The 5,670-nt window shown below is 73.9% G+C and carries 2 protein-coding genes; both read right to left on the bottom strand.

What is annotated here, in order from left to right; all coding sequences use genetic code 11:
* Positions 1-1,787 (bottom strand): type I polyketide synthase (locus ADK64_RS03030; RefSeq protein WP_199829465.1); only part of this gene is annotated, 1,787 nt, incomplete at its 3' end.
* A 57-nt stretch (positions 1,788-1,844) separates the two neighbouring features.
* Positions 1,845-5,670: SDR family NAD(P)-dependent oxidoreductase (locus tag ADK64_RS03025; RefSeq protein WP_159046145.1), on the bottom strand; the 3,826-nt coding region annotated here is incomplete at its 5' end.

Below are 5,670 nucleotides of genomic sequence, written 5' to 3'. Positions count from 1 at the left end.
CACTGCGCCCCCTGCCCAGGAAACACAAACACCGACTTCCCACCCACACCAGCCACACCAGCCACCACACCCGAAGCCGGCACACCATCAGCCAAAGCCCCACCCGAAACCAACCCCCCAAGCCCCGCCAACAACTCCCCACGATCCCGTCCCACCACCACAGCGCGATGAGGAAGAACCGCACGCGTCGTCACCAACGACAACGCGACATCCAGCGGCCTCACCCCAGGCCGCCCCTCCATCAACGACAACAACCGCCCCGCCTGCCCCCGCAACGCCTCCACACTCTTCGCCGACAACACCCACGCCGAGACGCCGTCCCCGGACCCGTCTGCCGGCCCGCCATCGACCACCGCTTCACCAGCCACCACATCACCGGTCAGCTCCCTTTCCCCCAGGTCCGAAACCCCCTCCAGCACCACATGCGCATTGGTCCCGCTCATCCCGAACGAGGACACCGCCGCCCGCCGCGGCCGGTCGTCGGCGACCGGCCAGCGGGTCGGTTCGGTCACCAAGGACACGGTGCCCGGAGACCAGTCGACATGCGGCGTGGGCTCGTCCACATGCAGCGTGGGCGGCAGTACGCCGTGCCGCATCGCCAGCACCATCTTGATCACACCGGCGATCCCCGAAGCGGCCGCGGTGTGCCCGATGTTGGACTTGACGGACCCCAGCCACAGCGGCCGCCCTTCCGGCCGCTCCTGTCCGTACGTCGCCAGCAGCGCCTGCGCCTCGATCGGATCACCCAGCGCCGTACCCGTACCGTGCGCCTCCACCGCATCGACCTCGTCCGGACTCAGCCCGGCGTTGGCCAGTGCCTGCCGGATCACGCGCTGCTGTGCGGGGCCGTTGGGCGCGGTCAGGCCGTTGCTGGCGCCGTCCTGGTTGACCGCGCTGCCGCGCACCACGGCCAGTACCGGGTGGCCGAGCCGCTGCGCGTCCGAGAGGCGCTCCAGCAGCAGGACGCCGACGCCCTCGCCCCAGGCGGTGCCGTCGGCGGCAGCCGCGAACGGCTTGCAGCGGCCGTCCGCGGCCAGGCCTCGCTGCCTGCTGAACTCGACGAAGGGGCCGGGGCCCGCCATGACCGTCGCGCCGCCCGCGAGGGCCAGCGAGCACTCGCCCTGCCGCAACGCATGGCAGGCCAGATGGAGTGCGACCAGGCCCGACGAGCACGCCGTGTCCACGCTGACCGCCGGTCCCTCCAGGCCCAGGGTGTAGGCGACGCGCCCGGAGGCGACGCTCGCGGCCGTGCCGGTGAGCAGATGGCCCTCCAGTTCTTCCGGCGCGGTCGTGGCGCGCGGGCTGTACTCCTGGCCGTTGATGCCGGTGAACACGCCGGTCGCGCTGCTTCGCAGGGAGGTCGGGTCGATGCCGGCCCGTTCGAACGCCTCCCACGACGTCTCCAGGAGCAGGCGCTGCTGCGGGTCCATCGCCAGCGCCTCGCGCGGGCTGATCCCGAAGAACTCCGCGTCGAAGTCACCCGCGTCGTAGAGGAATCCGCCATCGCGGACGTACGAGGTGCCGGACTGGTCCGGATCCGCCGCGTACAGCGCGTCGAGGTCCCAGCCACGGTTCTCGGGGAAGCCGGAGATGGCGTCCACCCGGTCGTGCAGCAGCCGCCACAGGTCCTGTGGCGACTGGACCCCGCCGGGGAACCGGCACGCCATGGAGACGATCGCGATCGGCTCCTGCTCGGCGGACTCCACCTCCTGCAGACGCTGCCGGGTCCGCCTCAACTCGGCGGTCATCCACTTGAGGTGTTCCAGGAGCTTGTCTTCGTTCCCCATCGGTGGGTTACCCCTCGGCTCTCGGTTCAAAGACGCGGCCTCGTGTTGCCGGTCGGGTCAGGATTTGCCGAACTCCTGCTGGATGAGCTCGAAAAGCTCATCCGCCGAAGCCGTGTCGACTTCTTCGTCGGCCGTCGCTCGCGCGTCCGCCGGGTGCTCGTTGAAGGCCGTCAGGAGGCGGTGCAGCCGTCCGCCGATGTGGGCACGGGCCGCGTCGTCCTCCGCGAGCGCCCGCAGGGCGGATTCCAGCTCGCCGATCAGCTCGAGCGGCGCGCGGCTCGCCCCCGTACCCGGGCCGGAAGCGGTGTTCGAACCCGTCCGCGGCCCCGAGTGGGCGGCCACGCCCAGGAGTTCTGTTCTCAGGTGCCGGGCCAGCCCGGCCGGGGTGGGGTGGTCGAAGACCACCGTCGTCGCCAGCGGCAGCCCGGTGGCGCCGGCCAGCCGGTTGCGGAAGTCGACGGCGGCCAGCGAATCGAAGCCGAGGTCGCGGAAGGCACGGTCCGGCTCGATGCCCACGCCCGCGGGCGAGGTGTGGCCCAGAGCCGCCGCGGCGTGCTCGCGTACGAGATCCAGGACCAGTTGCTCGCGATCGGCCTCCCGCGCGGCGAGCAGTCGTTCGGCCAGTCGTTCGGCAGGACGGGGGGCGGGTCCGGCGCCCGCCGAGCCGTCGCGGCCCGTCGCGTCCGCCGCCGCGCGTACCTCGGGCAGGTCGCCGAGCAGCGGGCCAGGCCGGGTCGCGGTGAAGCCGGGCGCGAACCGTGCCCAGTCCACGTCCGCGACGACCACGCACGGTGCGCCGTCCGCGACCGCGCTCTGCAGCGCGTCGAGCGCGGTCCGCGGGGCGAGCGGGGACAGTCCGCGGCGGCGCAGGTGGTCCTCGGCGGCACCGGCCATGCCGCCCTCGTCCCACGGCCCCCAGGCCACCGAGGTGGCGACCCGGCCGCGGGCACGGCGCTGTTCGGCCAGGGCGTCCAGATAGGCGTTGGCCGCCGCGTACGAACCCTGGCCGCCGCTCCCCCAGACCGCGGCGATGGAGGAGAACAGGACGAAGGCGTCGAGCGGTTCGTCGCCGAGGATGTCGTCCAGGTGCAGCGCGCCGGCGACCTTGGCGCAGACCACCGCGGCGTGCGCCGTGAGGTCGGTGTGCGCGGCCGGGTACTCGGCCGCGCCGGCGGCGTGCACCACCGCCCGGATGGGCGCGCCGGTGTCCCGCAGGCCGTGGACCAGGGTGGCCAGCGCCGCCCGGTCGGTCACATCGCACTCGGCCACGGTCACCTTGGTGCCCAGAGAGGTCAGCTCGCCCTCGAGGTCGGCGACTCCTGGTGCCGACCGGCCGCGGCGGCTCACCAGCACGAGGTGTTCCGCGCCGTGCTCCGCCAGGCGGCGGGCCACCCGCGCGCCGAGCGCTCCGGTGCCGCCGGTGATCAGTACGGTGCCGCGTGGCCGCCAGGCCGGCCCGGCGGGGGCCGCCGCTGCGCGCACCAGCCGGCGGGCGTACAGACCGCCGCGGCGCAGGGCCAGTTGGTCCTCTCCGTGCGCGCCGGTCAGTACGGCGGCGAACCGGGCGCGGGACGGCTCGTCCCACGTCTCGGGAAGGTCGACGAGACCGCCCCAGGATGCGGGGCGCTCAAGGGCCATCACCCGTCCCAGTCCCCAGAGTTGGCCCTGCAGGGCGCTGGCTGTGGGCTCGGCGGGACCCACCGCGACCGCGCCTCGTGTGGCACACCACAGCGGCGCCTGGAGGCCGGTGTCGGCCAGGGCCGCCAGCAGGGCGACGGTGGCCAGGCCGCCCCGGGTGGTCGCGGGCCCTTCGTCGCCCGGGGTGTCGTCGAGGCCGAGCAGCGACAGCACGCCGGCCGGCGGACCGCCCGCCACCAGGCCCGCGTCCGGGTCCGCCATCCCGGTGCGCAGCTCGGCGGACAGGTCCGCACCGTCGCGCACCCGCAGGGTACGAGCGCTCGCGCCGCGCTCGGTCAGCGCGCGCACGGCACCTTCGACCAGCGGGTGGTCCCCTGGTTCGGCGGGCACAAGGATCAGCCAGGTGCCGGTGAGTACGGGGGCGGGCGGCGGGACGTCGACCGGCTTCCAGGCGATCCGGTAGCGCCAGCCGTTCACCGTGCGCTGTTCCCGCTGCCGACGCCGCCAGTCCGACAGCGCGGGCAGCACGTCGCTCAGCGGCTGGTCGTCGCGCACCTCCAGCATCGCCGCCAGCGAACGGTGGTCCACCCGCTCCACGGCGTCCCAGAAGGGCGCCGCGTCCTCGGTCCGGTCTCCCGTCGGTGACGAGGCGGCGTCACCGGGCACCGCGGCGGAGGCCGTGGCAGTGGGCCAGTAGCGCTGACGCTGGAAGGCGTACGTCGGCAGGTCCGTGCGCCGCGGTCCGGAGCCCTCGAACACCGCCTGCCAGTCGACGTCCACGCCGCGTACGTGCACGGCGGCGAGCGCCGCGACCAGGCTCTCGTCCTCGGGCCGGTCCGCGCGCAGCGCCGGTACCAGTGCCGCGCCGGGGCCGTCGGCGAGGCAGTCCTGCCCCATGGCGCTGAGCACGCCCGCCGGTCCCAGTTCCACATACGTCCTGGTCTGCTGCGACTCCAGGAAGCGCATGCCGTCGTGGAAGCGCACGGCCTCCCGGACGTGCCGGACCCAGTACTCGGGTGTGCCGATCTCCTGTGAACTCGCCACCGTTCCGGTCAGGTCGGAGACGACGGGGATGCTGGGTGCGCCGTACTCGACCGCCTGCGCCACCTCCCGGAAGTCCGCCAGCATCGGGTCCATGAGCGGCGAGTGGAACGCGTGGCTCACGCGCAGCCGCTTCACCTTCCGCCCCTGCGCCGCCCACTGCCCGGCGACGTGCGAGACGGATTCGTCGAGGCCGGAGATCACGGTGGCGTGCGGCCCGTTGACGGCGGCGATGTCGATGCAGCCTGCCTGCTCCTGGTGGCTGTCGAGCGAGGCGCGCAGCTCGTCGAGCGAGGCGCGCACCTCGTCCTCGGTGGCCTGGAGCGCCACCATCGCGCCACCCGCGGGCAGCGCCTCCATCAACCGGCCGCGCGCCGCGACCAGGCGACAGGCGTCCGCGAGGGAGAAGACACCGGCCGCGTGTGCGGCGGTCAGCTCGCCGATCGAGTGGCCGAGCAGGTAGTCGGGGCGCACGCCCCAGGACTCGAGCAGCCGGAACAGCGCCACCTCGACGGCGAACAGTGCCGGCTGCGCGTAGCCGGTCCGGTCCAGCGGCGCCGCGTCCGGGCCGAACACCAGGTCCTTGACGGGCCGGTCCAGGTGCGGGTCGAGTTCGGCGCACACCGCGTCGAAGGCCGTGGCGAAGGCCGGATGGGCCACGTACAGCTCCCGCCCCATGCCCGGCCGCTGCGCGCCCTGGCCCGTGAAGAGGAAGGCCACCTTGCCATCGGCGACCGCACCTTCGGTGACGGCCGCAGACGGTGTCCCGAGCAGCAACGCATCGAGCCCGCCGAGCAGTTGATCCCGGTCACCGGCGGTCACCACCGCCCTGCGGTCCAGGGACGCCCGCGTGGTCGCCAGCGAGTAGGCGGCGTCGAGCGGGCTCAGCTCCGTACGCTCGGCGACGAAGGAGCGCAGCTGCCGTGCCTGGGCCAACAGCGCGTTCCGGTCGGGCGCGGAGAGGAGCCAGGGCAGGGGCGGCGCGGCGCCGCCGGAGGCGGCAGCCGCGCCGTCGACGGCAGGGCTGTCCGAAGGGGCCGCGGTGTCCGGAACGGCAGGGGCGGGCGGTGCCTCTTCGACGATCACGTGGGCATTGGTGCCGCTCATCCCGAACGACGAGACGCCTGCCCGGCGCGGACGCCCCGCCGCTTCCGGCCAGTCCACCGCCTCCGTCAGCAACGACACCGCACCCGCCGACCAGTCC

The organism is Streptomyces sp. MMG1121 (genome assembly GCF_001280015.1).
Lineage (GTDB): Bacteria > Actinomycetota > Actinomycetes > Streptomycetales > Streptomycetaceae > Streptomyces.
The sequence above is the reverse complement of the archived record's forward strand: the minus strand, read 5'-3'. Positions and strand labels throughout refer to the sequence as shown.